The following is a 25628-nucleotide window of genomic DNA, read 5'->3' on the forward strand; positions in this document are numbered from 1 at the left end:
TATCTTATGGAACTTTTTATAGAGATTTTAAAATTAAATATTCATATAAGTATGCCAATTCTTGTGTTTATTATATTTACTAAAAAAGTAAATAGGTATGGCTATAAGTTTTATTATTTAATGTGTATCTTAATAATATTTAGAATGTTATTTATATCTAAAATAAATTTAAATATATTGACTATGAACAATAACATAATTAAGAGTTATAAACACAGTATTGATAGTTACATATCATATGGTTATAGTATTAATCTAGATATATTTATGTATATTTGGATATTAGGTATTATATTAATATCTTTTTATTATTTAAAAAACAATTTTAAATTTTATAGCTATGTAGAAAATTTACAAGAAGAAGTTTTAGATGTAAATATTATTAATATTTTAGATGAACAAGCAAAAAAATTAAATATAAATAGAAGGTTTAAAGTATTTAGAGTTAAAGGGATTTATTCTCCTGCTATTATAGGATTAAGAGATTATAAAATAATAATTCCAGAAAAAGAATATAGTAATAGAGAATTAAATTTTATTTTTAGACATGAATTAGTTCATTATAAAAGAAAAGACAACTTATTTAAAGTTATGGTTAGCTTTGTATGTACAATATACTGGTTTAATCCAATTTGCCATTTACTAAAGAAACAATTTAATGAATTATGTGAATTATCTTGTGATGAAATTGTAATTGATGAATACACTTCAAGTGAAATCGAAGAATATGCATATCTAATATTAGATACAATAAAGTATAAAAAAACATTAAGGTACTCAACATATGTATCTCAGTTTCGAAATGAAAAAAATATTATTTTAAAAAAGAGGTTGAATCATATGTTTAATAAAGATAAAAAGAAAATTAATTTATGTTTTAAGTTTTTATTAGCTTTTATAATAATTGGCACTATGTTTTCTATTAATGCTAATTCTGAACTCAATGGTGATATATTGGGAAATACTGATGGTAAGATTAGCTATAATAAAAATGGAGAGACATACGGTCCATCTATAACAGGTTCAAAAGGAACTTTAGTTGAGCCAGAACTTATTGAAGCAATAGGTATAGGAAAGAGAGTAGGGTATGTAAGGAAAAGGGATTTGTATGATTGTGATAATCAACCCAAAACACCAGAAGAAGCAGTTGTTTATACAAGAAAAAAAAGATTTAATATATTTAAAAAAAGCATACCTCTTTATGATAGAGAAGGTGTGAAAATTATAGGAAGATTTAGAATTGGTTAAAATAAAAAAAGGGATGTTTCAAAATGAAAATTTGAATCATCTTTTTTTATACAAAAAGAAAAAATTTTATATTATAAAACGATAAAGTATAATTTTTTGTTAAAAGATATAAGAAATATATATATTTAAGCAAATATATACAATAATTTACATCTTTGTAATAACATTTTCTTTACAAGTTTTTAGAGATATGATAATATTTAGAAAAGTGCATATGTATTCATAATAATTACTGAAAAACGCTTAAAATATGAAAAAATAGATAACGTATGCATGAAATAAGCAAAGTTTAAAATTGATAAATTTGGGAGGATATAGTTATGGGAAAATATCAAGGTTCAAAACAAGTTGTAAGAAACTACTTCGAAGCATTAGAAAATGCAAATGTAGATGGAGTTAAGAATGTTTTAAATGAATACATGAAATCAGACTATAATTGGAAAGGTGTATATCCATTTCGTGAACAAGAAGGAATTGAAAATGTAGCAGATGTATTTTGGAAACCTTTAAAAAATTCATTAAGTAACATGCAAAGAAGACAGGATATCTTTATTGCAGGGACTAATGAAATTGACAATAGTGAGTGGGTCATGAGTATGGGACACTTTATGGGACTTTTTGATAATGATTGGCTTGGAATTAAGCATACTCGTAAAATGATTAGTTTAAGATATGCAGAATTTAACTGTGTGCAGGATGGAAAAATTTCTAAAACTGGATTATTTGTAGACATAATTGGATTTATGATTCAAGCAGGAGTAAATCCATTACCTCCACAAACTGGTTCATATTTTGTATATCCAGGGCCAATTGACCATAATGGATTACTTTTTGAAGATGCAGATGAAATTGAAGGAGTAAAAACTTTGGCATTAGTGAATAAAATGGTAGATGATTTATCTGAGTTAAATGAAAGTGGTGCTATGGGATGTCCTCCAGAAGTACTTGAAAAATCATGGGCTAAAGATATGATTTGGTATGGGCCAGGAGGGATTGGTGCTTCTTATACTATACCTAGATATCAAGAGCAACACCAACTGCCATTTAGAAACAATTTAAAAGGAAAGACTTTTAATGGACATGCATGTAGATTTGCAGAAGGAAACTTTGCTTGTTTCTTTGGATGGCCTAATCTGACTAATATACCATGTGGAGGTTTTTTAGGATTGCCAGGTGGTGAGGTTAAAGCAGATATGCAGGTAGTTGATGTGTATTATCGTAAAGGGGATAAGCTTCAAGAAAACTGGGTACTAATTGATATTCCTTATTGGCTAAAACAACAAGGTCTTGATATTCTTGAGAGAACTAAAAGTATTTTTAATGCTTAATTATGCATACGTATCCTTAAAGAAGTGGAGGAATATAAAATGACATCCAATAATAAAAATGATGGAATAGTAAAAGAGCAAGAAAAAGAAAGTTCTATAAGTGAGCTTGAATCAGAAAAAGTTAAGGGAAAACATAAATCTAAAGTAAATCAAACTAATTTTAGTAATATGGATAAAAATGAAGCTACTAATAACGAAATTACTAAAAATGAAACTACTAATAACGAAGTTACTAATAATGTAACGATTGATAATGAAATTACTAAAAATCAAATTAATAATAATAAAACGACTGATAATAAAACTACTAAAAATCAAATTACTAACAATAAAACCACTGATAATAAAACCACTGATAATAAAACTACTAAAAATCAAATTACTGATAATAAAACAGGCATACATAAAACTGAGGAAGATAAATCTAATATAAATATTACTACTGAAAAAAATGAAAAAGTTGTATTTAAGGGGGAATATAATATGGAGTCTACAAAAATTTACTATGGGGATTCACTAGAAGTAACACCTGTTGGAGTGATGGACTACAATGATTTTTCAAAACAGACAAAAAGGGAGCAAGAAATACCTGGATTTGATTCTAAGTATAGGGATTTTGTAGATTATATTATGAAAATAACACATAATATTTGGGAAGAAAAAGGTATAGGGGTTATTTATGATACATATCACAATAATGTTACAATGCACTGTGGTTCTTCTAATTTAGTCGGTATTAAAGATGTTATTTCCAATACTCTTCAAACATTACATGCGTTTCCTGATAGAAGATTAATTGGGCAAAATGTAATATGGTCTAACTTTGGTGCTGATGGTTTTTTATCTTCTCATCGTGTTTTATCTACAGCAACTAATCTAGGTGATAGTAATTTTGGACCAGCAACAGGTAGAAAAATAAACTTTAGAACTGTGATTGATTGTGCTACAACAAACAATAGAATTCATGAAGAATGGTTAGTTAGAGATAATTTATGGATTGTCACTCAATTAGGATTAGACCCTCATGAAGTAGCAAAAGGTATGGCAAAAGCAAGTGCATCTAAAGTACTTAGTTTACAATCAACATATGGTATCTGTGAATCTATGGATGGTCAATTCATGCCAGCTAAGTATCAAGCAAAAGATGAGTCTGTTGGTGAAATGATGCTTGAAATGACAAGTCGTATTTATAATTATAAATATATAAATGAAGTTAAAAAATACTATCATGATAATGCAGTAGTCCATTTTATATGTGATAAAGATTTAAATGGATATGATGAGATACAAGGCATGATTGTAAGTTTACTTGCTTCAATTCCAAATGGAAGTTATGAAGTAGAAAGAGTAACCTGTAATCAGAGGGAAAAAAATGAAGGATATGATGTATCTGTAAGATGGAGATTACGTGGAATAAATGAAGGGATAGGTTTCTTTGGACAACCTTCTGGAAAGCCTGTGGAAGTAATGGGAATTAATCATTATCATGTATTACAAGGTAAAGTAAAGGAAGAATGGATAACTTTTGATGGCATGGATGTTCTAAAGCAAATGTATATGGGTGTGGAAGAGTAAGTTTATTAGAGTATAAATAGTCTTGAAATCTATATAATGAGTATTTTTTTATAAATTTGAGAAATAGATGTATATAGCAAATAATGGATAAATTCTTAGATGTACTATGGTATATAACGAATAACAGGATAAATTCTTAGATGGACTATGGTATATAACGAATAACAGGGTAAATTCTTAGATGGACTATGATTAATATTAAAAAGGGGGATTTATAAAGAATATGAAAACAACAGTTGGAATAGAAAATGATATCATATTAGGAAAGGACTATTCAAACCTAAAAAGAGGAATTGCATTTTTTTCAATTGCTTTAATATACTTTTTTTATTGCTACAACTTTATGGTAGGTACTTTTATTAAACCAACAATGATTTATGCCCTAGCAGAGGGTGGATTTGGTTTTTCATTGAAACAAACAGAAGAAATATTTGCTGTGATGTCTTTTGGTACAATTCCAGGAACGTTTATTTTCGGAGTGATTTCAACAAAAATCGGAAAAAAGAGAACTTTAATTAGTGTTGCTTTATTAATTGGATTGACAACATTTATACCAATGTTGTCTCCTACAAATATCATGTTATGGAAAATTGCACGTTTGTGTACAGGAGTAGTACTAGGTGGTGTATTTGGAACAGCTATGCCTTTGGTTGCAGATATGTTCCCAAGTAAATATCGTGGTAAGTTAGCTGCTATATTGACTGCCTTATTTTCATTAGCTATGATTTTTGGTGGAAAAGTGTATGGAGTATTGGGTGATTCAAATTGGCAAATATTGATGTATACTGCAATTATACCACCTATAGTTGGAGGTATCTTAGCAATTTTCTTTGTACCAGATGATTTGGAGTATACAAAAGAATTAGTTAAAAAGGGAAAAGAAACTGGCGAAAAAATTAGTTATATAAGTATGTACAAGGGAAAATACTTATGGATTGGTATAGGAACAATTCTTTTATCAGGGGCTAATTTTACAGCATATTCAGCATTTTCAAATAATGCAACTACATACTTAGTAACAGGACTAGGAATGACATCAGTAGTAGCTGGTTCTCTATATAGTTTACAAGGAATTGGTCAATTAGTAGGATATTTATTCTGGGGCTCTATAGCAGATAAATTTGGGAGAAAAGTACCTTTTATAGGTATGGCATTAGCAGCAGTATTTGTTTTTATATATACAAAATTAGGAGGAGACAATATAACAACATTCTACATGATATCAGTATTGTTAGGTCTTGTTGTTGGATATTCTGGGGCATGGGGAGCATACTATACAGAACTGTTCCCAAGTAAATATCGCTCACTGTCATCTGGGATGTCGTTTAATGGAGGAAGAATTATATCTACCTTTGCAATACCTGCAATAGCTGGGACAGCTTCTGGTGCTTTAGGTATGATAACTATTTTTTATATATCAATAGCAGTATTTGTAGCAGGTGCTATTGTATGGTTATTCTTACCAGAAACATTAAATAAGAAGTAATAAAATACTGACAAATTTTTTTGTTACTTAGAAAGGGGTGGCTTATGATTTCATCAATTGATGTGTGTATTATAATAGGATATTTGCTGTTAATGTTAGTTATTGGTTATTATTCAGGAAAAGATAATAAAAATCAAGAAGATTATTTCTTAGCAGGTAGGTCAATGCCGTGGATTCCGATTGCTTTATCAGTTGCAGCTACTATGATTAGTGCAAATGGCTTTATAGGTGGTCCTGGATGGGCATATATGGATGGGATGTATCCAGTAATGGTTAATATTACAGTACCTTTAGCAATATTTTTTGCACTGAGCATTACCACCCCAGTTATTTATAGATTAAAGATAACATCTGTATATGAATACATGGGATTTCGTCTAGGAAATTATTCAAGAGGGTTAACTATTATTCAATTTTTTATTAATTCATTGATTCAAGCGAGCTCTATGGTATATATACCAGTGCTTATTATTCAGATGATTACTGGTTGGTCGCTTTATATTTTAGTTCCAATTGTTGTACTTGTATCAATCATATACACGTTATTAGGGGGAATTAAAGCAGTTATATGGACTGATAGTATTCAAATGCTAGTAGTAATAAGTGCTGTATTTATAGTAATTATTGTAGCTTTAAAAGGAATGAATCTTAGCTTTTTTGATACCCTACAAATTGCACAACAGAGTGGTAAATTAAATACATTTGATTTTAGCACAGATTTCTCAGTTACAAATACTTTTTGGGCTACTTTAATCGGTGGAACTATAATGTGGATAAGATACTTCTGTTTTGACCAAGCTCAAGTACAAAGAGTTTTAACATCTAAATCTTTAAACAGTGCAAAAAATTCTTTTGTAGTTAGTGCATTTGTTATGAATCTAGTTTATTACTTTATGTTATTGGTAGGAGTGATTTTATTTGTCTTCTATGATGGAAGAGCATTTGAAACTTCAAATGAAATAATGATTACTTTTATTTTGAATGAACTTCCAGTAGGAGCGATTGGAATTATTATTGCAGGTGTGTTTGCAGCAGCAATGTCTAGTATTGACTCTATATTGAATAGTATGACAACTGTTTTTACAAAAGATATTTATGAGTTTTATTTTAAAAAAGATGGTAAAGAATCATCATTAAAAGTAACAATGATTATAACCATAGTTATAGGTGTTGTTATGACAGGTTTCATTATTATGGGGTTTGGAGGAAGCATTAAGTCAATTCTTGACCTTGTTGGTAACTATATCTCATACTTTGCTGGACCAGCTACAGGTGCATTTGTACTAGCAATGTTTACATATAAGGCTCATGATAAAGGAGTATCTATTGGTTTTATTGTAGGATTAGTTTTAGGGTTTCTTATTTCTAATAAATATAACGTGAGCTGGTTGTGGAATCCAGCAATAGGTGCTACAATAACATTGATATTTGGATATATTTTTAGTATCATCTTAAAAAACAATAATAATGTAGAGGATATTAAAAAATATACTGTACTTGGTATGAGAAAAGAACTTATTTCTAAAGGGATGGATAAAGTAGATGGAGTGTCCATACTACCATTTTCTTTAGGTAAGCAAGAATTAATTGTATTAGCTTTTTTCATTATCCAATATATTATCTTATTTTTAATACAATTTTAAGAAGAAATACTAGATATTTAAGGAGAAATACTAAATGAATCAAAAGAAAGTTCATTATAATAAATCAGCTACATCAAAAGATGTTGCAAGATTGGCAGGAGTATCTCAATCATCTGTTTCAAGAGCATTTGGTAGTGCAAATGGAAAGGGTGTAAAACCTGAGGTAAGAGAAAAAATTTTTCGTATAGCGGATGAAATTGGGTATGTCCCTAATCTGGTTGCAAGAGGAATGATTAGTGGAAAAACAAATGTCATAGGATTGATAGTGGGAGATAGCTTAGGTCCGTTTTACAATAGGATTATTGACCTATTTGTAGAAAAAATTCAAGAAATTGGTAAGCAATGTCTTGTTTTTAAAGTTCCTAGACAGGAAAGTATAGACAGTATAATCTCAAAAGTAATTCAGTTTCAAGTGGAAGCAGTAGTTATTACTGCTTCAGCTATGAATAAGGTTATGGCTGAGACATGTGAAGAAAATAATATTCCTGTCATACTTTTTAATCGTTTTATACCAGGTATAAAAATAAGCACAGTCTATGTAGACCCAATTGAAGGTGGTGGAATGGCTGCTGAGTATCTTATTAACAAGGGGCATAGCAATATAGGATATATTCAATTTACAAGAGAAACTAGTGAAGAAATGGAAAAGAAGATTGGATTTTATTCTAAGTTAAGACAAAATGGGATTCATAGCCTTAAAGAGGAATCAGCAAACTATGATTATGAATCTGGTTATGAAGCAGGGAAAAGAATGTTAGCATTATCAAACCCTCCAACAGCAATTTTTTGTACAAGTGACTTAATAGCTACTGGTGTGATGGATGCAGCGAGATTTGAATATAAATTGAGAATACCAGAGGATTTATCAGTAATAGGATACGATGATATTCAGATGGCTTCATGGAAAAGCTATAGTTTAACAACAATTAGGCAACCATTAAATTTATTGATTGACAAGACTATTAATATACTTAAAGTTTTGCTAAATGAGGATAAATGTGAACCAATAGTTGAGATGCTTAAGCCTGAATTAATTGAAAGGGATTCTACGATTTAAATGGGAGTTAGTTTAAATATATAACATAGTTTTATAAGAAATCAAAAAACTGTTATTAAAATGATTTTTATAATCAATTAATAACAGTTTTAATTATTTATATATTTTGTAAGGCAATTAGATATTAGATTTTAATAGTTTTTTTTGTTTACTATTATTTTAGTATGCCAAAGAGAATCTTATTAATAAGAATTATTGCTAAACTATTTCTGTCATAAAATTTTACTTAAATTCAACATCAGTATACCCCGTTAGAGAAATAGCGATTTGAGTCGCTTCTGTACCTTTTTTATACTTAAATCCAGTATTTGTTTTAGTAAAATAATTAGGATAAACCAATAAATCATATATTAAGAAGTTTTTATCTGTAGCTATTAGGGAAATCTTGCTATTATCATACTTATTTTTTGAAGTAAATTGAATGCCTGCATTTGCAGCGTTAATATTTATTATATCTGTACAATTATCTGGCAAATTATAACTAAAGTCACCATTACGAACTTTGACATTCATAACACGTTTTACATTTGGAACATAAAGCTTAACAAAGTCTGTCTTACCCATTAATGAAACTTTACCAGATATACGAACAATCCATTTACCATTCTCTTTTGTAATATGAACATCATAGTATTCACCATCATAACTAGCTTTTATTTCATTTGAAGAAGAAGGGAGTATCTCCAAACCTCCATTATAAATATCAAAAGACATATCGATATTTTGTATATTGTCTGGTAATTTACCACTACTAGAAGTATCGATATTTTGTGTATTGTCTGTTACTTTATTGTTGTTTTTCTGTGTGTCTAAATTCGAGTTATTATTAGTAGGATTAGAATTTATATTTTTGTTTTTACTGTTATCAACTGGAATTTGTGGTACTGTATATGCTCCAATAGCCGTTGCTCCAACTGTAAATAAAACAGTTATTACAATTGTAAAAAAGACTACTAAATTTGATTTTTTTCTAAAATTCATAATAGCACCTAACCTTTCTTTGAGTAATTTCTTGCTTTCACTTAGAGTGACAGAAGCAAGAGACTCTTTATATTTTCCAACAGTGGCTATAGAGTTTAGTAGAGTCTTTCCATAGTCTTGTACATTATTTGAATCAAGTTTTTTGACAATTGCTTCATCACATGCAAACTCACATGCTTTGTTAATTTCTTTTCCCATAAGATATACAAGAGGATTAAACCAGTGTAAGCAGACTGTAATTTGTACTAGCCATTTATAGAGCATATCAAATCGGCGATAATGTGTAAGTTCATGTAGAACAATATATTGAAAATCTTTTTCTGCAATATCGACCCTCGGCAGTACAATACATGGTCTGAAAAATCCAATCAGTAATGGAGAAGAAATAAGTGGGTTGATGCAAAGCTCTATAGCTCTTTTTATTCTTATTTGACTTCCAAGAATTGCAAGTCTGTCTAAGAGTTCTGTGTCTGAGACAGGAGCTTGTCCAGCTTTTATGTATCGCACGAAGCTTTGGTAAATTGTTATTTTTCGTATGAATAGGATAAGGGCAATTACCAACCAAATTATCCAGATATTATTTACTAGCAAAGTAATTATGTCCTGTACTGCTTGGTTACTGGTGAATAGCTCCATTTTATTTATATATTTTTGATTGCTTCGTTCATTATTTATAGTTGGGGTATTTTTATCATCATTCAAAATATCTTGATTTTGTTGAGCAGGTGGATATTTTTCAGTATGATATGTAGTATTGTCGAATGTTTGAAAAATGGTTCCCATTAAGTTTGTTTCTGGTGTAAATGGTAATAGTAGTCTCATAATGACAATTAACCAAATATAATACTGCCACTGCCTGCTTATTTTGTCTTTAAAAATTTGCTTGCATGAAAAAAGAATGAGAATAAGCAGTGAACCAGAAAGGGACATTGATAAGAATACTTTCAGTACATTATTCATTTATCTTTTTCCCCCCTCCAAAAGTTCCTTTAGCTCATCGTATTCTTCATCAGTCAACAAATCACTTTGAATTAAATTAGAGACAAGTCCTTTAACATTTCCTTCATAGATTTTATCGAGTAATTTTTTTGTTTGACTTGTTTGATATTCAGATTCTGATATAAGGGGAGAGTATTCATTTCGGCGTCCTAATTTTTTTGCTTTTAGATACCCTTTATCCATAAGTCGAGCTAAGAGCGTTATTAGAGTGTTTTTTTGCCATGTTTTGCCTATTGATGTTAGCTCGTCTAAAAGAGATGCAAAAAGTACTGGTTTATCATGTGTCCAAATAATTTTCATAATTTCAAGTTCAGCATCTGATAGTTGTTGAATCACCTAAATCTACCTCCTTTTGTATGACATTATGTCATTTTATTTTAGTATAATGCTATGTCATACATTTGTCAACAAACTTATTTAACTTAGAAGGAGTGATAGTTTGTTGGTGAAATAATCAAACTATGCTTGTTAGAAGAATAGAATGGTAGATAGAAAGACCTAATATAAGAGGGATATGGAAAAGTTAATAAAAAGAGGTAATAGTAAATAGATGTGGGAAGAAGAGCGCAATTACGAAAGGAGGTAATAAAGAAAAATGAGTAATTACAAAAAGAAATAACTAGAGGAAAGGTGTAATTATAAAAATAAAGAAGTGATTATAAAAGTAAATAACAATAATAAAGAAGTAATTATGAAAATAAAGAAGTGATTATAAAAGTAAATAACAATAATAAAGAAGTAATTATGAAAATAAAGAAGTAATTACAAAAATAAATAACAAGAAAAAAGAAGTAATTATAAAAATATAGAACCAATAACTAATAAATACGGTTATTGATTCTTATATATATGCCAGTTTTTTATGTGATTTGTATATGAGTCTTATGCTAACAAACTAAAATAATCTAATATAAAGAAATAAAGAAAATTCGTTATCTGTATAAGAAATATTCAACTCTCCATTATACTTATCGACAATTCCTCTAATATTCTCAATACCATATCCATGAGAATTACTATCTTTTTTATCTGAAACAAATAATTCATGTTTTTTATTAATAGGATTTACTTTATTATTTGTCAACAAATAGCTAAAATACTCTTTCTCACAACGAGCCTTTAACACCACTTTTCTATTTGATAAATCTGATATTTTTAAAGATGCTTCTATAGCATTATCCAAAGAATTTGAAAAAATAGTACACAAATCTATAGGCTCTATACCTAAGTGATTGTCTATATCTATATTAAAATGGACATCAACTCCATTTTCTTCTAACTTTGTATGACGAAGATTTAAAATTGAATTAAGAGCTTGATTTTTACAAAATTGCTTGCCACTAAGAGTGCCAAGTCCTATTTTCAACTGATTAAAATATTCTTTAGCTCCATCAATATCTTCCACCTCTAAATACGATTCAATCATTTGAAAGTGGTTATTCATATCATGACGTATTTTACGTATTTGAATCTGTTGATTTTCTAGTAAGTTGTAGTATTTTTCTTTTATGTGATTTGCTTGATTTTCTATCTTCATCTTTACATTTTCAATTAATGGTTGTAAAAGAAGTATTACACCAATATTTGCTATAATTGCTGATAAAATGATTATATAAGTGCCATAAGAATCACCTAAGATAATATTGTTTTTACTACCCATAGGAATTAAGTTAGTTGGTGGCAGAATAATAGCAATTAATATTGATAAAAATGAAGCTATACAGACCATGTCTATAAAAATCCATATCTTGTTTGATAGGTACTGTTTTATGTTGACTAATCTATTTTTTAAGAACATGTGTATAAAAAACCAAAACAATAATTTTATTATAGCAGAGACTATCTTAACAATTGAAAGTATTAAAAGATACTCACTTGAACAGATAAGTTCCCTATATAGAGGGTTGTTTATAAAAAGAAAATTGATACCAACTATAATAGGGTAGAGTATCATGATAATTGATACTATGGGAATCAATCTACTTTTACTACAGATTATAAGCATTATCAGATACCCAAGTAATGTAAATAAAATATTTACAGGGTCGGAAGCCCATATTATCATCTGGCTGATAATAGAGTAACCAAAAATCAATATGACTTTAAAAATCCAATGGTTTCTAAAGTCTATAAAATAAGAAGTCAACTTATAAAGAAAAAAAGCTATGTAAATATTAATTAAAACGATGATAAAAGTTGTGCCATTATTAAGTAAAGAATAAGAGTTCATCTAAGATACCTTTCTAAAAAATCGTATTCTAATATGTGTTTTAAAACTAAGATTTTAATATCCTTTTTAAAATTAAGTTTCCAATATATACCTTGTAAACTTTCCTACAACTTCTTGATACTTTTGACGGCTTATAGGAATTTTTTCATTATGAACTTTAGCATAAGTTTGATTTACACTATCTACATGGTTTAGATTAACAATATACCTTTGATGTGTGCGTACAAAGTTAGATGGAAGAACAGTTTCCATATCATTTAACTTCCCATAATATTCTAAAGTTCTATCAGAGGTCACTACAGTCAATTTTCTTAGCTCACTTTTAAAGTAGATAATGTCTTTCATATTGATTTTACAAAGGTTAGTTCCAATTTGAACTGTAATAAAGTTTTCTTTCCATTGTTCTAATTTTTTTAGTGCCTCTTTTAGTACCTCATATATTTTTTCACTTTTGTAAGGCTTTAAGATATAGTTCAAAGCACCTACATCATACCCATGAAACACATAATCAGAAAAACCTGTGACAAAGATAATTATAGTATCTTCTGAGTATCTTCGTATAGTCTTTGCTATATCAACACCATTGCTTTCTCCAAGTTCAATATCTAAAAAAATAATATCCATATAATAGCTTTCTTGCTCTAGGTTGTATATTAGGCTTTCACCATTTGAATACTCTTTTATTTGGCATGGGTGACCCCACAAATCCATTTTCCTTGTAATGATTTTATTTAACATATTTCTTTGTTGTTTTTCATCATCACAAATACAAATCGAAATCAATGTGTAATCTCCTTTCAAGTTTTATGTTTATATAATTAAGTATATAATATATCTTGCTACCTAGATATATATAATGAGATAACAAATATATCTAAGTAGCAAAATAAGTTTTCTATATCAGTATAGATGATACCTAAAACTATTTTATTAAACTTATTTTGAGATTCCAATGGTTTTTCTTACTTTGAAATCCCAATAATATTTTTGAATTTCTTATAAGTTAACAGATATACAAGGTACATATAGATACCACAAATCCCTATAAGACCTAAGTTTATCAAAAGAGCATGCACCTCGCTGTTGACAATTCTACTATCATTGTTAATCATAATCATAAAATTAAATAGATAGATTACAAAACTTCCTACAATAAGAGGGTATGAAAATACTTTCTTTAATTGATTTTTAATACAGAATTTTATATAGTCGTTATTAGCTCCTAATCGACTTAAGTCCATAAAAACTTGCTTATGATTCATAGCTATAGTGACACCTCTTGTATATGCAATGATTCCAACTGCTGCGAAACAGATGATTGCCACATATATAAATAACATTAAAAAGACTGCCATATTTTTTATCATATCTTGGCTTTGTAAAATTTTAAAGTTGGGATAGTATTTCCAATTGAGGTACAGTTGATTATTGTCTGGTTCTAGTTTTAGAGGTCCTTCTCCACTTGTATATCTCTCATCCATAAAATACTTTTCTCCAGTTGATTCATAACGTTTTTTTACATACTCATCATAACCAGTAAACATTCCCAGTTCTTTAGATGTTCTTTTTATAATCTCTGCCTTTAAATCATTAGCAAAAGCATAAGTATCTTTAGAATTATCTACATTAAATAGTACAGAATTATTGTAATTTTTTATAGATAAATCTTTAGTAAATGCTTTATAATCATTTTCATTAAGAACATAAACATTCATACTTTTGTTTTGAAAAAAAGAGCCATTAAAGATTAGATTTCCAGCATGTCTAAAAGGCATTTCTTTTTCTGTTACTGGACTTGATATAAATTTGGTATAATCGTAGTCTTGATTTTCATTCTCTTTATTTACAACAGCAAGATATTCACCATTTTTTATATTTATTGGTTTTCCAATTAATTTAGAAAAATCTTTAGAATTAAAGAACATGTCGTAGGAACTTTTTTTCAGGTATACATTGTCAATAGTTCCATTTTTATGACGTGTTGACTCCACACCATCAACAATCAATTCAATAGAAGGAAGTTCCATATAGTTGTGAATATCTATATTGTATTTATCTGCTAATTGTTCAATATCTTTTTTTGATACCTGTTTATCTCTTTGATTGTAGGTAAAAGTGTAATCGATAGGGTTGTTTTTAATATTATCATAAATTCCTGTGACTATATTAGGAATATAGAATATAGCAAATAATGCTCCTGCAATTAAAAATGAAATAACACACATATTTTTTACTGTCTGTCTTCCCATAAATCTCATCATACTAGTTGATATGATATTTTTGTAGTATTTCTCAGGATGTTTTCCTCTTTTTGCATGTACTACTATATATGTCATAACCATGTAGATTCCAATAGCAGAGAATAGGTAGGTAATACTCCATATAGATGGTAATACATAATTTAATTTGTCTATAACTATTGAAGGGACAATATAACCTAAAATAATACCTAGTATAACGAAAAACATACCTAATATACCATACCATTCCTTTACATCCTGTATTGGTTCAGATATTCTCTGGTCATTTAGTATATCAATTATATTTGTACGATTGATAAATTTTGATGAAAGCATAAATATACAAAATGTCACAAATATACAGAATATAAATCCATATATGAATCCTTGAGTCCCAAAATGATATGTCATTTCTCTAGTGTCAATAATCACTAATTGGAATATCTTCCAGATTCCAAAAGAGACAGGTACACTCAATAAAAGACCTAAAAAACAGCATATTATAGAAATCAACAATATTTCTGAGAATAGAAGTTTTTTTAATTTTTTCTTATCTGCTCCTAGAGCCATGAAAATACCAATTTCTTTACTTTTAAATTTTAAAAATAGGGAAGAGGCATATGTAGTAAAGACAGCACATCCTAATATAGCAACTGAGAATATCATTGTAGCTTGTTTTCTACTATCTCCACCAGTTGGGAGGATGTTTTGTACTGTTGGGCTAAAATAAATTAGAGCATATGAAGTAACTAATACTACAGAAAGTATTATACAAAAGAATAGGGTAGTATAGTTCTTCCAATTGTAGGCTCGAAGTTTTCCATATAACTTATTAATTGTCATCTTGAGCGCCTCCCATTTCTTTTAAAAGTTCTAGTAATTCATCTAGAAATTCACGTCTTGAATTTGATTTTACAACCTCCTTATAAACTGTTCCATCTTTAAGGACAATAACACGGTCGCAGAAGCTTGCTGCAAAGCTATCGTGTGTAACCATAAGTATAGTAGCATCTAACTCCTGTTTTGCTTTTAGAAACGAATCAATAACTGTACGACAAGACTTACTATCAAGGTTACCAGTTGGCTCATCTGCTAATATTAAGTCAGGGTTGTTCATAAGTGCTCTTGCTACTGCTGTACGTTGCTTTTCTCCACCAGATATTTCAGCGGGGTATTTTTTTCTAATATGTTCAATACCGAATAGTTCGCATAGACTAATGGCACGATTTTCCATTTGTAAGACTTGACCACCTTTGATAATTTGTGGAACACATATATTTTCAAAGACGCTAAGACCATCAAATAGCATGAAGTCTTGGAATACAAATCCTAATTGTTGGTTTCTAACTTCAGAAAGTTCTTTTTCTTGTAAATTTCTTATATTATTGTTTCCAAGAGTTATTTCGCCATCGTCAATTGGAATAAAGCATGAGATACAATTTAGGAGAGTGGTTTTTCCACTTCCTGATGAACCCATAATTGCTACAAATTCACCTTTGTTGATTTCAAAAGAAATATTTTTTAATACTGGATATGTTTTATTACCTGTTTTGTATGATTTACATAAGTGGTTTACTTTAAGCATATATACCATCCTCGCTTTCATTTATCTTGTAAGTCAATGATAGCATTTTAAAGGGGTAGAGAAATACCAGCCCTATTGTAAGAATTGGATGTTTTTTTGTAATACTTGAAAATGTATTATTGATTATGCAAAATTCTATGAAGTAGGAACTCTGTGATTTCAGTCATGGGAGGTTCAAAGTGTTAGAGGTAGTATAGTTTATGGTTCTGTTGAGTAGTGATAGTGAGAAAGTTTATAAGTGTGCTTATAGGTATCGATTATCATGGTAGAGTAAGATAATATATTGAGAAAAAGGGTCATGGAGTAGTGAAGTAGTATTTAGAAAAGATTTTAAAAAATATAAATGTGATAGAATTGGAAAGGGATACTATAGTATTAAACCAAATAAATTGCTAAAAAATTTAAAGTTTGGTGTTAAAAGTATAAAAGAACTACTAATATAAAAATCATAATGAGCCTATAGAAAATATAAATAGAGATTTAAAAATATCCTAAAAAGCGATAGAAACACTTTTAAGATAGTCAAATAATCTCCATATCATCGTAAATTATTATAATAAAGACATTAATTTCTTACCAAAAAAGATACTACAATCAACAATGAAAAAACAATTGAAAGTATCGAAAAAGTAAAGTGAGAATTTGAGTCATTATTACGGTTATTAAGTTTTATCCATAAACCACATATAATTGTGAACAATAATAAAATTGCTGATATTACTCCTATAAATGTAAAAAACATTAAAACTCCCTCCCTATTTAATGTAAATATCTTTTAGTCAATGAGAATATTTTCAACCATTACCAGGGCTATACAGCAAAAAAGCTAATATATCATTATTTTATAGTATCTACTAGAAGTAAATCTAACTGAAAATCTATTAGACTATTCCTTTGTTCAACATTCATAATATCAATACCACTATACTTAAAAAAAGCATCAGAACGAAGGCAAAGCAACTGAATAAATGAAGTTATTTGATAAGCAATAGTTCTGTATTCAGCCTCAGTTTTTTTATTGTTCTGATTTTCATAATGAGCTTTAACTAAAGGAAGTATCTCAAATGGATAAATAATTTCCTCTTGTACCAATATGTAGGGTACAGAAACTCTTATAAATTGACTATGTGCGTCTATAAATTCAAAAAATGCAATTATTATTTCTCGTAACTGCTGTTTAGGCACTAAATCTTTAATATCATGTGAGGCTTTATACTCATCCATATGACACTTTAAAAACTTTTTAATAGCAGTATTAACTAATGCTTCTTTAGATTTAAAACAATAGTTAATCATAGCTAAATTGACATTTGCTTTAGCTACAATTTCTCTAGCTGTAATGCTTGAAATATCTTTATGCGAAGATAATAACTGGATTGTGGCATTAATTAGCTGTTCTTTTGTAGAATCTGTTCTCATAATTTTCCCCTCAAAAATTTCCCTATAAAAAAATTAAACGTGTTTAATACACGTTTAGATACTATCATGAAAATTTTGGGATGTCAATGGGTGCTTAGACCTTTATAAGGGGGATTTGAACTTCTGTAAGATAATTCTCAGGATTTGATTCATTATGCTCACCTCTATGACCAAGCTGTCTATTTACACCTGACATCTTATAATCACTATTCTTATCCAACCAATAACAAAAGGATTCATATGCACCAGCTATATTTTCATATGGTCCATATACCATGGTGCATGCCATTATATCAACTTCTTCTGTCTCGCGATATGTAAATTTGGACTTATTCTTTCCAAACTTCTTTACAACCATTCCAACCTCAACATCTACGCCATTACCTGTAAGCTCTTCGTCATGATAAAACGCTATATTATTGTTGGATTGATGTGATACTTCTATATGTTCCTCATTAATAAAATCAGATAACTTTTTCCAGAGGATACCTTCATAGAAGTAGTCTGGTATTATTTCTCTAAGAGATATGATTTTATAACTTGGAATTTTCTTAAAGACAACATTATGACGAATCTCATCTTTATCACATTTTAAGGTTTCTATAAATTTATCAATTTTATTTATTCTCTGTTTCTCTTGTTGTATTTCCTTTTGTATTTCATTCTTTTTTCGATTTAATTCCTGAATTACAAATTCATCATCCCAGTTATGTAATATATTTGATATTTCTGCAACACTAAACTTTGAATCTCTTAATAAGACGATTTTTTGCAAAGTTGAAATCTGTTCAACTGAGTATAGGCGATAACCTGTATATTTATCTATTTCTGCTGGTTTTAAAATACCAAGTTCATCATAATAACGTAACATACGAATAGATATCTGTGTCAATTTTGAAACTTCTCCAATTTTAAACATGAAAATGCGACCTCCTTTTCACTTATAATCAGTATATATTTTGTTTTTATATACTTCAAGTGTTTAGGAAAATACGTTAAGGTTGCAAATCTAGCTCAAATTCAAAATCATTTGACTTTATCTGTTCAATTTCAGAATCTACCTTCTGTTTAAATTTATTAGAATAAAGTATGTATACAACAAATACTAGTCCAAATACTATTTGTACATATTGAGAGATTACACATAATTTAATAGAGTATTGAGATAACAATTGGATATTAAAAAAATTGTACATCATATGGACAAATCCAGCTGCTAAAATGCTTCTATTGGTATTTATATATACAAAATTAATTATAAAGGTTAAAAGTACAATGTTTGGTATAAATAAAACTGCATTAAATAAAGAATATTGTGCTAGATTATAGGGCATTTGACCAAAAGTAAAATAAGACCCTATATACCAAATTCCACAAATAATTCCTAAAATAATTGAAGAAGTTGTAAATCCAAATCTTACTAAGAGTTTGTCAATACAGTATCCTCTCCATCCTGCTTCTTGACTAAGTATACTTAATATAAAACTTGATAATAGCATGAATGCAATTTTAGAAGGCTCATATATTGCCATATGCATCAAATTTATATTAGAAGTTTTCTCATTAAAATGATTACCTATTATTAAAGAAACTATAAAGATTGAGGCAAAGAATAGTATTGTAAATAATGGCCATTTTATGCCCATTTCTTTAAAGCTAAAAGCTCTATAAGAAAAATCTTTTTTTGCATCATCTGGATATATGGTAGAGATAAAAAATAGACCTACAATAGCTGGCGATGTATATCCAAGATAAAAAATAAGTTCTCCAAGTATAGTACCAGTAATCCCGAACAGTACAGGTGTAAGACTGAATATCCAATTTAATAGTAAAGTAAATGTAAAAAAATAGCTTAAGTGTTTATTTGTATTAAAAGGGGTATTATATATTTGCATCTTTTCATTATCCTTTCATTTTATAAGAATGTTTTAATTTGTATTAGTTGATTTTTTTATAATAAGATATAATTTACTAGCAACTCTCAGTTATGATAATATATTATTTCTTATATTTTTGCTAATTGTTTCTACACTAAATATGATTAGTTAGCATTTAACACTGACCAAATATGTTGTACTGTTTTGATTATAATATAGGTCAATAAATATAAAATTAGTTATATTAATAAAATACTTTAAGATTTATTAAATGTTTAGCTTTTCTCTAATATTTTTTATGTAACGGCGATTAATAATAACCTTTTCATTATTTGTTAAAGTGGCTTGCATACGATTATGTGATATTATTTTTATGCTTTCTATGTAGTCCCTATTTAAAATCATGGATTTAGATATTCGTGAGAAGGACGTATTAACTAATAATTTTGATAATTTATATATCTTTAAATCAATTTCAAACACATCGTCCTCATAATAAGCAAATGTCTTGTTTCCTACTGTCTCAAAATATAAAATATCACAGACATTAAGTTTATAAATCTCTCCTGATTTTTTCCCTTTTATATCAAGTAGTGGTGTACTTAATAATGAAATTATTTTCTCGATGTTATTATCTAAGGTAGAGCATTTTATAGTTATCTCAATATCATCGCAATTAGTAGCTTGTTCGACATGTATTTTCATTAATCATCACCTCATTTTATTACTGTCATTAGAATAGCATTATATCTTATTGAGTCCAACTAGATGCGTTCTGAATTTCAAATTAAGTATAGTGAAATTCAAAAATAAAATAGTGAAATTCAAATTTGAGGTGGCAAAATTCAAAAAAATACTATAGATATTTGGATTATTTTTCCAAATATCATAGTATTTTTCATAGAATATATCTAATTATTTTACAAACAGACCTATTTTATGATTTTATATATTGTCAAAATTATTTCTTAAATACCAAAATATTTTTGGATAGTGTATCAATACTGTTTGATAAAGTATTTAATTTACCTTCAATTCTAACCAATAAATACATGGATAGGGCCATAGGGAAACCAACATTTGTTATTAACAGCTGTAAACTATCGTCCATGAAATTAACCTCCTATTCTATAACTAAGTCATAAGGAGTGGTATTTGTTTCTACAACCTTAGCTTCAACAGCAGAAGCAAGGTCGAATCCTCCAACTGAAAAAATATTTTTAGATATTATTAAATCCATAACAGATTTTATATCTTCTTCAGTTAAGTTATCTTTTGGATTTTCTATAGAAAAAGAAACTTGCTTATCCTTTATATTTTTAAAACTCATGACTAATTTTTTCTTAATCTCCATACAGTTACCTCCGTTATAATAATTTATATTTTTAATTGTTGCTATTAGTGGTTGATTTTAATTGTTGTTGGTATATTTAAAAGATATTATTTAGATAATGATGTACTATCTAATTTTAAAATATCTACAATAGGGTTTTCTTGAAGCCCTGCTATTGCTTCTGCAACAGTATAAACATCATCATCCAATGCTTCTGCCTTTACGTTTGCAAATGACTTACTTTTAATAACCGCCTTACCCTTATCATCAAAACCAGCATCCAATTTCAATTTTATACTAGATAAATTTTTTGTTGAAACAACTGCCATAAAATTACCTCCTAAAAATTTAATTTCAAAGATTTGTCGACTTTCTTTGGTAACTATAATACTATCATCTAAGATAATATCGGAGTTAAACAGTAATTTCTTAAGATTATTTGTGTAAATTTTTATTGGAAAAATTTTGATGTAGGTATATTTATTTAATTTATATGTTATATTTGAAGACTTATTTTCAATATTTTTGATGTGGTATTTGTGTGTTTTTCTAGGACTTTGAGCTATTGCTGTTTGAAATTGTGTGTGTCTAAAATTAAATACTCAAAGATTGGGGAGTGTTTAAAAAATTATTAAATTTAATCTGTAAATAAAAAAGTTAAAAGTCCAATATTAACATTTTACTTTTAAACCATTAAAATCTTTATTAAGGCCAACAAAGTTATTATGTTATGAAAAATTTTATTAAGTTTATTAAAAGGAGTAAATTTTTTGTTCAGATAAATAAAGTTATTAGATTAAGAAGATTTATACTGGAGCAAATGAAAGTGTAAAATTAATAAGCATTTTTTTTAGTAAATAGTGTTAATTGAGTCAATAGGGTTGATTGAAAATCAACAAAGTTAATTGATTTAATAGAACTGATTGAGTTAATAGAGCTGATTGAAAATCAATAAAGTTAATTGATTTAATAATATACTGAATAAAAACTTTGTTAAGGTTATAAAAAATATTTTAAGGGGGAATGTAGTTTATGAAAATAAAATTAGAGGATATACCAGTTCAGTTTCATGCAATGATAGAAATAGTGGGGATTGATAAGTTCATAGAGATTGCTAAGTTGTATGGAGGGACAAATACCTATATACCAACATGTAAGGGGCTTTTTAGATATGCAAGAGATAGGGAGATAGTAAAACAGTTTAATGGAGTAAATTACAACGAGTTGGCTATTAAGTATAATATGTGTGTAAGTAATCTTAAGCGAATATTAAATGAAAATGGAATATAAAATATAATACAAAATGTCTCATAAAGTCTAAAGATAAAAGACAGAAAAGACATTTTGCAAAATTTTTTTAGACAGAAAAACTAAAATTACTGCTTTTTAATTTAAATACATTGTATATTCTATAAAAGAATTTGTTAGATACTGGAGATATATTGAGAATGTAAAGAAAATAGTCGAAAATATTTGTTGGCTAAAAAATAGATAAAATGATACAATTGCTTGTACAAAGGGGAAAAAACAGTAAATAAGCCATATAAATAAAAAAATATAAATTAATATGACATAATATATTTGTATTTTTAAGGATATAAATAGATATTTTAAGGAATAAGTTATGTAATTAAAAAAAATATATATTTATATTTAAACTATTGTGTTATTTATATAAAAATAATAATTAACTTGTTACAAGCACTTATTAATAGAAATGGGGGAAATAGAGATGAGTAATGGATTTTACAAATTGAATTCAGCGGTATTGGGTTTTGATATAAAGAATGATATTAACAAAATAAGATTTAATCACTATATAATGAGAAAAGAAAATATACAAAGGTTTCAAGGTACTTTACCAATGGGTCAATTTTATATGACAGTGAGAAGAACTGCTACAGACTTACATCTGTCTATTTCTACTATAAGCAGGCTTGTAAGAGAGTTTTTGGATTTAGGAATAATAAGGTTGGTAGCTAAAGGTGTAAAAGGTAAAAACCATTCTATATATAGTTATGTAAGTGTAGAATTTAATGGAAACTTATCTGAAAACACTCACATGGAAGGTGATGTTAATGGGGATTTAGTTGATATTGATAGTGATATAGAATTTGATTATTATGATAAAGAGGAATCCTTTAATAGTGGCGTGAATGTAGAGCTTGAGTATAAAGATAATAAGGATTTGTCTAACGATACAGAGTATAGTCGTGATAATTTCCATAGCAAAGACACTATAATTAATAAATCCATTTCTAATATTAACACTATCAAAAACTATATCAATGAATCCTTTAATATAAAAAAATCAAAAGAGGACAACTCTAATCTACTATCAAAACCAGTAAATCTAAGCCTTAATGATACATACAATGACATATATAAAAGAGTTAATAATAGTATAGAAAATAATCAAGTTAAAAATGTCATAAAATCCAGCAATAGCAAAATATCCAGTGATATAGGTATCACAAGTAAAAATAATTCCTTTAATCGCATTCATAATATACAAAAAGAAACTAAATCTGTAACAAGTAAAAAAGAATCTTTAAATAAATTTAATAAAAAAAATATACAACAAAATATTATAAACATGCTAAACAAAAAATCAGGAAAGAATTTTAAAATCAATTCTCCAATAAGTATAAAACTTATCAATGAAAGGCTAAAGGAAGGTTATGTCTTAGAAGATTTCTACAGAGTTATTGAGGTAAAAGTAGCTAAGTGGAAGAATACCATAATGGAAATGTATATAAGACCAGAGACTTTATTTAGCTATAAATTTGAATCATATGTGAATGAAAACATATCTATAAAAAGTCAAAACAATGTTTATCAGTGTAAAGAGGGCAATAGTCACCACAACTGTAATTATGGACATTCTAACTATACAACATATGACAATAGTAGTCGTGAGAGAAAAAAACATGAGAATGTAAGGTACTGGAATCCTATATGTGAAATTTAATTAGTATAATAATGTATTCGTAGCTAATTGTCGTATTATAACTAATAATCATATTGTAACTGACAATGTATTCATAATAAACAGTGTATCACGTCATAATTAGTAATGTATCTATAACTAGCAATGTATTTTTATTCTAATAATGTATTCATAGCCAATAGTATTGTAACTAACAATATATTCATAACAAACAACATATCATATCATAATGAATAATGTATTTATAACCGATAATGTACTTAAAAATTAAAATATAAAAAACTTATGAAGAAAGTGAGATTAATTTATATGGGTAAATCAGATGTTGAAATAGAAAAATCTATTTTAGGCACAATTCTTTTAGACAATAAATTAAACTATAAGTTAGATGAATTAAGTGAGGACATGTTTATGGAAAATACATGTCTTGAGATATTTAAAATTATGAAAGAGCTTAAAAAAGAAAACATAGTGATTGATGTAGCTACTGTAAAGTCTAGGATAGATAGAAAATCTCTAGCGATAAAAACGAGTGACTTAACTAGTCTAATCACTTGGGGACAGAATTTTGGGATTGATAGCCATATTAAGATTTTAAAAGAAAACTTAGCTAGAAGAAGTATAAATCAAAACTGTCAAAGACTTTTACAAAGTCTAAACCTTGGAGAAAATATCGATACCTGTATATACAAGTTTGAAAATAATATAAAAGAAATTTTAGACAGAGATACCCATGAAAATGATGATGTAAATAGTATTGCAGAAAAGGTACTAGATTTCTTGGAAAATGATAAAGAAGTTGGTTTTAAATTTGGCATAAAGTTACTTGATGCAACTATAGGTGGTCTTTTTAAAGGGGAACTGACTACAATAGCAGCTAAGTCTGGGGTTGGAAAGACTGCTTTGGCACTTCAAATAATGTTAAATTCAGTTAAGCAAGGAAAAAAGACTTTATTTATAAGTAGAGAGATGACTAGCGAGCAAGTGTTTATGAGAAATATATGTAGGATGACAGGTGTAAGTACAAGAAATATGAAGTCTAAAGAGATAAGTGAAAATGATTGGAAGCTTATTGTAAGTGCAATAGGCGATTTGAGTGAGAATAACTTAATTTACATAAATGACAAGATAGATACAATTAGTTCAATTAGAAAGAGGATAAGGCAGGTAAAGCCAGATTTATTAATAGTGGATTATGTGCAACTACTTACATCTCAGAAAAGTATGGATAAAAGGGAAAGAGAAGTAGCTACATTTTCTAGAGAGCTTAAAAATATGACTTTGGATTTTGATATACCAATAATTCAATTAAGTCAGTTAAATGATGAAATGAAAGATTCAAGACCTTATGGAGATAGACCCATGAGGGATAGTAAGGCTATTTACCACGATAGCAACAATGTGGTTTATATACATCAATTAAAAGGGAGTGATTATGAAGAAGCAGTTAAAGATATAGGAGAAAGTGAGGAAGCAGTTAGGGAATCAGAGTACAGGGGAATTAAGATGGTTGATTTAATCGTTGCAAAGTGTAGAGATGGACAGACCAAGCATAAGCACTTTTGCTATTTTGGGGATAAGTTGCATTTTCAGGAGCTAAAGTATTAGGTGAGTAGGATAGCTATAATAAGCTTATTGAAAGGTAAGAAACAGGAAATATAATATAAAATATGAGGT

General features: G+C 28.1%; 23 protein-coding genes. 9 read left to right on the plus strand and 14 right to left on the minus strand.

The genetic code is table 11. From position 1 onward, the window contains the following. Positions 1-6 precede the first annotated feature (6 nt). The 6 genes from Q3304_RS15620 to Q3304_RS15645 all read left to right on the plus strand — a co-directional run bounded on the left by Q3304_RS15620 (position 7) and on the right by Q3304_RS15645 (position 8337). Positions 7-1248, plus strand: a complete 1242-nt coding sequence (locus tag Q3304_RS15620; RefSeq protein ID WP_407814134.1) for a M56 family metallopeptidase — start codon at positions 7-9, stop codon at positions 1246-1248. A 320-nt stretch (positions 1249-1568) separates the two neighbouring features. Beyond that, the gene (locus Q3304_RS15625) at positions 1569-2576 is read left to right on the plus strand and encodes a nuclear transport factor 2 family protein (protein ID WP_054269128.1); all 1008 of its coding nucleotides are present in this window, start codon (positions 1569-1571) and stop codon (positions 2574-2576) included. Between the two features lie 39 nt (positions 2577-2615). Further along, complete coding sequence (locus tag Q3304_RS15630) at positions 2616-4151, plus strand: ester cyclase (protein ID WP_407814135.1); 1536 nt, start codon at positions 2616-2618, stop codon at positions 4149-4151. A gap of 223 nt (positions 4152-4374) precedes the next feature. Continuing rightward, a complete protein-coding gene (locus Q3304_RS15635; protein WP_407814136.1) occupies positions 4375-5637 on the plus strand; it encodes an MFS transporter in 1263 nt (420 codons plus the stop codon). Positions 5638-5681: 44 nt separating this feature from the next. Continuing rightward, positions 5682-7280, plus strand: coding sequence for a sodium:solute symporter (locus Q3304_RS15640; protein ID WP_054275864.1), 1599 nt, complete (start codon positions 5682-5684; stop codon positions 7278-7280). Positions 7281-7314: 34 nt separating this feature from the next. After that, positions 7315-8337, plus strand: coding sequence for a LacI family DNA-binding transcriptional regulator (locus Q3304_RS15645; protein WP_054269131.1), 1023 nt, complete (start codon positions 7315-7317; stop codon positions 8335-8337). 222 nt (positions 8338-8559) lie between these two features. Here the strand turns inward: Q3304_RS15645 and Q3304_RS15650 are convergent, their stop codons facing one another. From Q3304_RS15650 to Q3304_RS15715, 14 genes are all read right to left on the minus strand, one after another. After that, positions 8560-10278 (minus strand): M56 family metallopeptidase, encoded by a 1719-nt coding sequence (locus Q3304_RS15650; RefSeq protein ID WP_407814137.1) that lies wholly within the window; start codon positions 10276-10278, stop codon positions 8560-8562. After that, positions 10279-10653 (minus strand): BlaI/MecI/CopY family transcriptional regulator, encoded by a 375-nt coding sequence (locus Q3304_RS15655; RefSeq protein ID WP_219673757.1) that lies wholly within the window; start codon positions 10651-10653, stop codon positions 10279-10281. A 559-nt stretch (positions 10654-11212) separates the two neighbouring features. Then, positions 11213-12547, minus strand: coding sequence for a GHKL domain-containing protein (locus Q3304_RS15660; protein ID WP_407814138.1), 1335 nt, complete (start codon positions 12545-12547; stop codon positions 11213-11215). Between the two features lie 72 nt (positions 12548-12619). Next, the gene (locus Q3304_RS15665; protein WP_407814139.1) at positions 12620-13330 is read right to left on the minus strand and encodes a LytR/AlgR family response regulator transcription factor; all 711 of its coding nucleotides are present in this window, start codon (positions 13328-13330) and stop codon (positions 12620-12622) included. Between the two features lie 179 nt (positions 13331-13509). Next, positions 13510-15630, minus strand: coding sequence for an FtsX-like permease family protein (locus tag Q3304_RS15670; protein ID WP_407814140.1), 2121 nt, complete (start codon positions 15628-15630; stop codon positions 13510-13512). Further along, positions 15620-16372, minus strand: a complete 753-nt coding sequence (locus tag Q3304_RS15675; RefSeq protein WP_054275871.1) for an ABC transporter ATP-binding protein — start codon at positions 16370-16372, stop codon at positions 15620-15622. Before Q3304_RS15675 ends, Q3304_RS15670 begins: the two co-directional genes overlap by 11 nt. Positions 16373-16937: 565 nt before the next feature. Continuing rightward, positions 16938-17114, minus strand: a complete 177-nt coding sequence (locus Q3304_RS15680; RefSeq protein WP_054269136.1) for a hypothetical protein — start codon at positions 17112-17114, stop codon at positions 16938-16940. 95 nt (positions 17115-17209) lie between these two features. Next, entirely contained in the window at positions 17210-17791 is a 582-nt protein-coding gene (locus Q3304_RS15685; protein ID WP_167640317.1) for a TetR/AcrR family transcriptional regulator, read from the minus strand. A 94-nt stretch (positions 17792-17885) separates the two neighbouring features. Beyond that, positions 17886-18710, minus strand: coding sequence for a MerR family transcriptional regulator (locus Q3304_RS15690; RefSeq protein WP_407814141.1), 825 nt, complete (start codon positions 18708-18710; stop codon positions 17886-17888). 76 nt (positions 18711-18786) lie between these two features. Further along, positions 18787-19686, minus strand: a complete 900-nt coding sequence (locus tag Q3304_RS15695; RefSeq protein WP_407814142.1) for a CPBP family intramembrane glutamic endopeptidase — start codon at positions 19684-19686, stop codon at positions 18787-18789. A 249-nt stretch (positions 19687-19935) separates the two neighbouring features. Beyond that, positions 19936-20373, minus strand: coding sequence for a LytTR family DNA-binding domain-containing protein (locus tag Q3304_RS15700; RefSeq protein WP_054269140.1), 438 nt, complete (start codon positions 20371-20373; stop codon positions 19936-19938). 256 nt (positions 20374-20629) lie between these two features. Further along, positions 20630-20779 carry a YvrJ family protein gene (locus Q3304_RS15705; RefSeq protein WP_407814143.1) on the minus strand — a complete coding sequence of 50 codons (150 nt, stop codon included), beginning with the start codon at positions 20777-20779 and terminating at the stop codon, positions 20630-20632. Positions 20780-20791: 12 nt separating this feature from the next. Further along, positions 20792-21022: a DUF2922 domain-containing protein gene (locus Q3304_RS15710; protein ID WP_054269142.1), complete on the minus strand. Its 231-nt coding sequence runs from the start codon at positions 21020-21022 to the stop codon at positions 20792-20794. A gap of 86 nt (positions 21023-21108) precedes the next feature. Beyond that, on the minus strand, positions 21109-21330 hold the full coding sequence (locus tag Q3304_RS15715; protein WP_054269143.1) for a DUF1659 domain-containing protein: 222 nt from the start codon (positions 21328-21330) through the stop codon (positions 21109-21111). Positions 21331-22033: 703 nt separating this feature from the next. Here Q3304_RS15715 and Q3304_RS15720 point away from each other — a divergent pair. The 3 genes from Q3304_RS15720 to Q3304_RS15730 all read left to right on the plus strand — a co-directional run bounded on the left by Q3304_RS15720 (position 22034) and on the right by Q3304_RS15730 (position 25559). Further along, positions 22034-22291: a Mor transcription activator family protein gene (locus Q3304_RS15720; protein WP_054269144.1), complete on the plus strand. Its 258-nt coding sequence runs from the start codon at positions 22034-22036 to the stop codon at positions 22289-22291. 442 nt (positions 22292-22733) lie between these two features. Beyond that, positions 22734-23972, plus strand: coding sequence for a conserved phage C-terminal domain-containing protein (locus tag Q3304_RS15725; protein WP_407814144.1), 1239 nt, complete (start codon positions 22734-22736; stop codon positions 23970-23972). 264 nt (positions 23973-24236) lie between these two features. Then, the gene (locus Q3304_RS15730) at positions 24237-25559 is read left to right on the plus strand and encodes a replicative DNA helicase (RefSeq protein WP_407815451.1); all 1323 of its coding nucleotides are present in this window, start codon (positions 24237-24239) and stop codon (positions 25557-25559) included. The last annotated feature ends 69 nt before the right edge of the window (positions 25560-25628 follow it).

Origin of the sequence: Clostridioides sp. GD02377 (genome assembly GCF_045899875.1) — a bacterium.
GTDB classification, from domain to species: Bacteria; Bacillota; Clostridia; order Peptostreptococcales; family Peptostreptococcaceae; genus Clostridioides; species Clostridioides difficile_A.

Coding starts and splice junctions, on each gene's coding strand:
- Q3304_RS15660 (WP_407814138.1), bottom strand. CDS start 12,547: ATGAACTCTTATTCTTTACTTAATAATGGCACAACTTTTATCATCGTT.
- Q3304_RS15675 (WP_054275871.1), bottom strand. CDS start 16,372: ATGCTTAAAGTAAACCACTTATGTAAATCATACAAAACAGGTAATAAA.
- Q3304_RS15730 (WP_407815451.1), top strand. CDS start 24,237: ATGAAGAAAGTGAGATTAATTTATATGGGTAAATCAGATGTTGAAATA.
- Q3304_RS15700 (WP_054269140.1), bottom strand. CDS start 20,373: ATGAAAATACATGTCGAACAAGCTACTAATTGCGATGATATTGAGATA.
- Q3304_RS15630 (WP_407814135.1), top strand. CDS start 2,616: ATGACATCCAATAATAAAAATGATGGAATAGTAAAAGAGCAAGAAAAA.
- Q3304_RS15725 (WP_407814144.1), top strand. CDS start 22,734: ATGAGTAATGGATTTTACAAATTGAATTCAGCGGTATTGGGTTTTGAT.
- Q3304_RS15625 (WP_054269128.1), top strand. CDS start 1,569: ATGGGAAAATATCAAGGTTCAAAACAAGTTGTAAGAAACTACTTCGAA.
- Q3304_RS15645 (WP_054269131.1), top strand. CDS start 7,315: ATGAATCAAAAGAAAGTTCATTATAATAAATCAGCTACATCAAAAGAT.
- Q3304_RS15690 (WP_407814141.1), bottom strand. CDS start 18,710: ATGTTTAAAATTGGAGAAGTTTCAAAATTGACACAGATATCTATTCGT.
- Q3304_RS15640 (WP_054275864.1), top strand. CDS start 5,682: ATGATTTCATCAATTGATGTGTGTATTATAATAGGATATTTGCTGTTA.
- Q3304_RS15620 (WP_407814134.1), top strand. CDS start 7: ATGGAACTTTTTATAGAGATTTTAAAATTAAATATTCATATAAGTATG.
- Q3304_RS15695 (WP_407814142.1), bottom strand. CDS start 19,686: ATGCAAATATATAATACCCCTTTTAATACAAATAAACACTTAAGCTAT.
- Q3304_RS15715 (WP_054269143.1), bottom strand. CDS start 21,330: ATGGCAGTTGTTTCAACAAAAAATTTATCTAGTATAAAATTGAAATTG.
- Q3304_RS15670 (WP_407814140.1), bottom strand. CDS start 15,630: ATGACAATTAATAAGTTATATGGAAAACTTCGAGCCTACAATTGGAAG.
- Q3304_RS15685 (WP_167640317.1), bottom strand. CDS start 17,791: ATGAGAACAGATTCTACAAAAGAACAGCTAATTAATGCCACAATCCAG.
- Q3304_RS15635 (WP_407814136.1), top strand. CDS start 4,375: ATGAAAACAACAGTTGGAATAGAAAATGATATCATATTAGGAAAGGAC.
- Q3304_RS15680 (WP_054269136.1), bottom strand. CDS start 17,114: ATGTTTTTTACATTTATAGGAGTAATATCAGCAATTTTATTATTGTTC.
- Q3304_RS15650 (WP_407814137.1), bottom strand. CDS start 10,278: ATGAATAATGTACTGAAAGTATTCTTATCAATGTCCCTTTCTGGTTCA.
- Q3304_RS15720 (WP_054269144.1), top strand. CDS start 22,034: ATGAAAATAAAATTAGAGGATATACCAGTTCAGTTTCATGCAATGATA.
- Q3304_RS15705 (WP_407814143.1), bottom strand. CDS start 20,779: ATGGACGATAGTTTACAGCTGTTAATAACAAATGTTGGTTTCCCTATG.
- Q3304_RS15710 (WP_054269142.1), bottom strand. CDS start 21,022: ATGGAGATTAAGAAAAAATTAGTCATGAGTTTTAAAAATATAAAGGAT.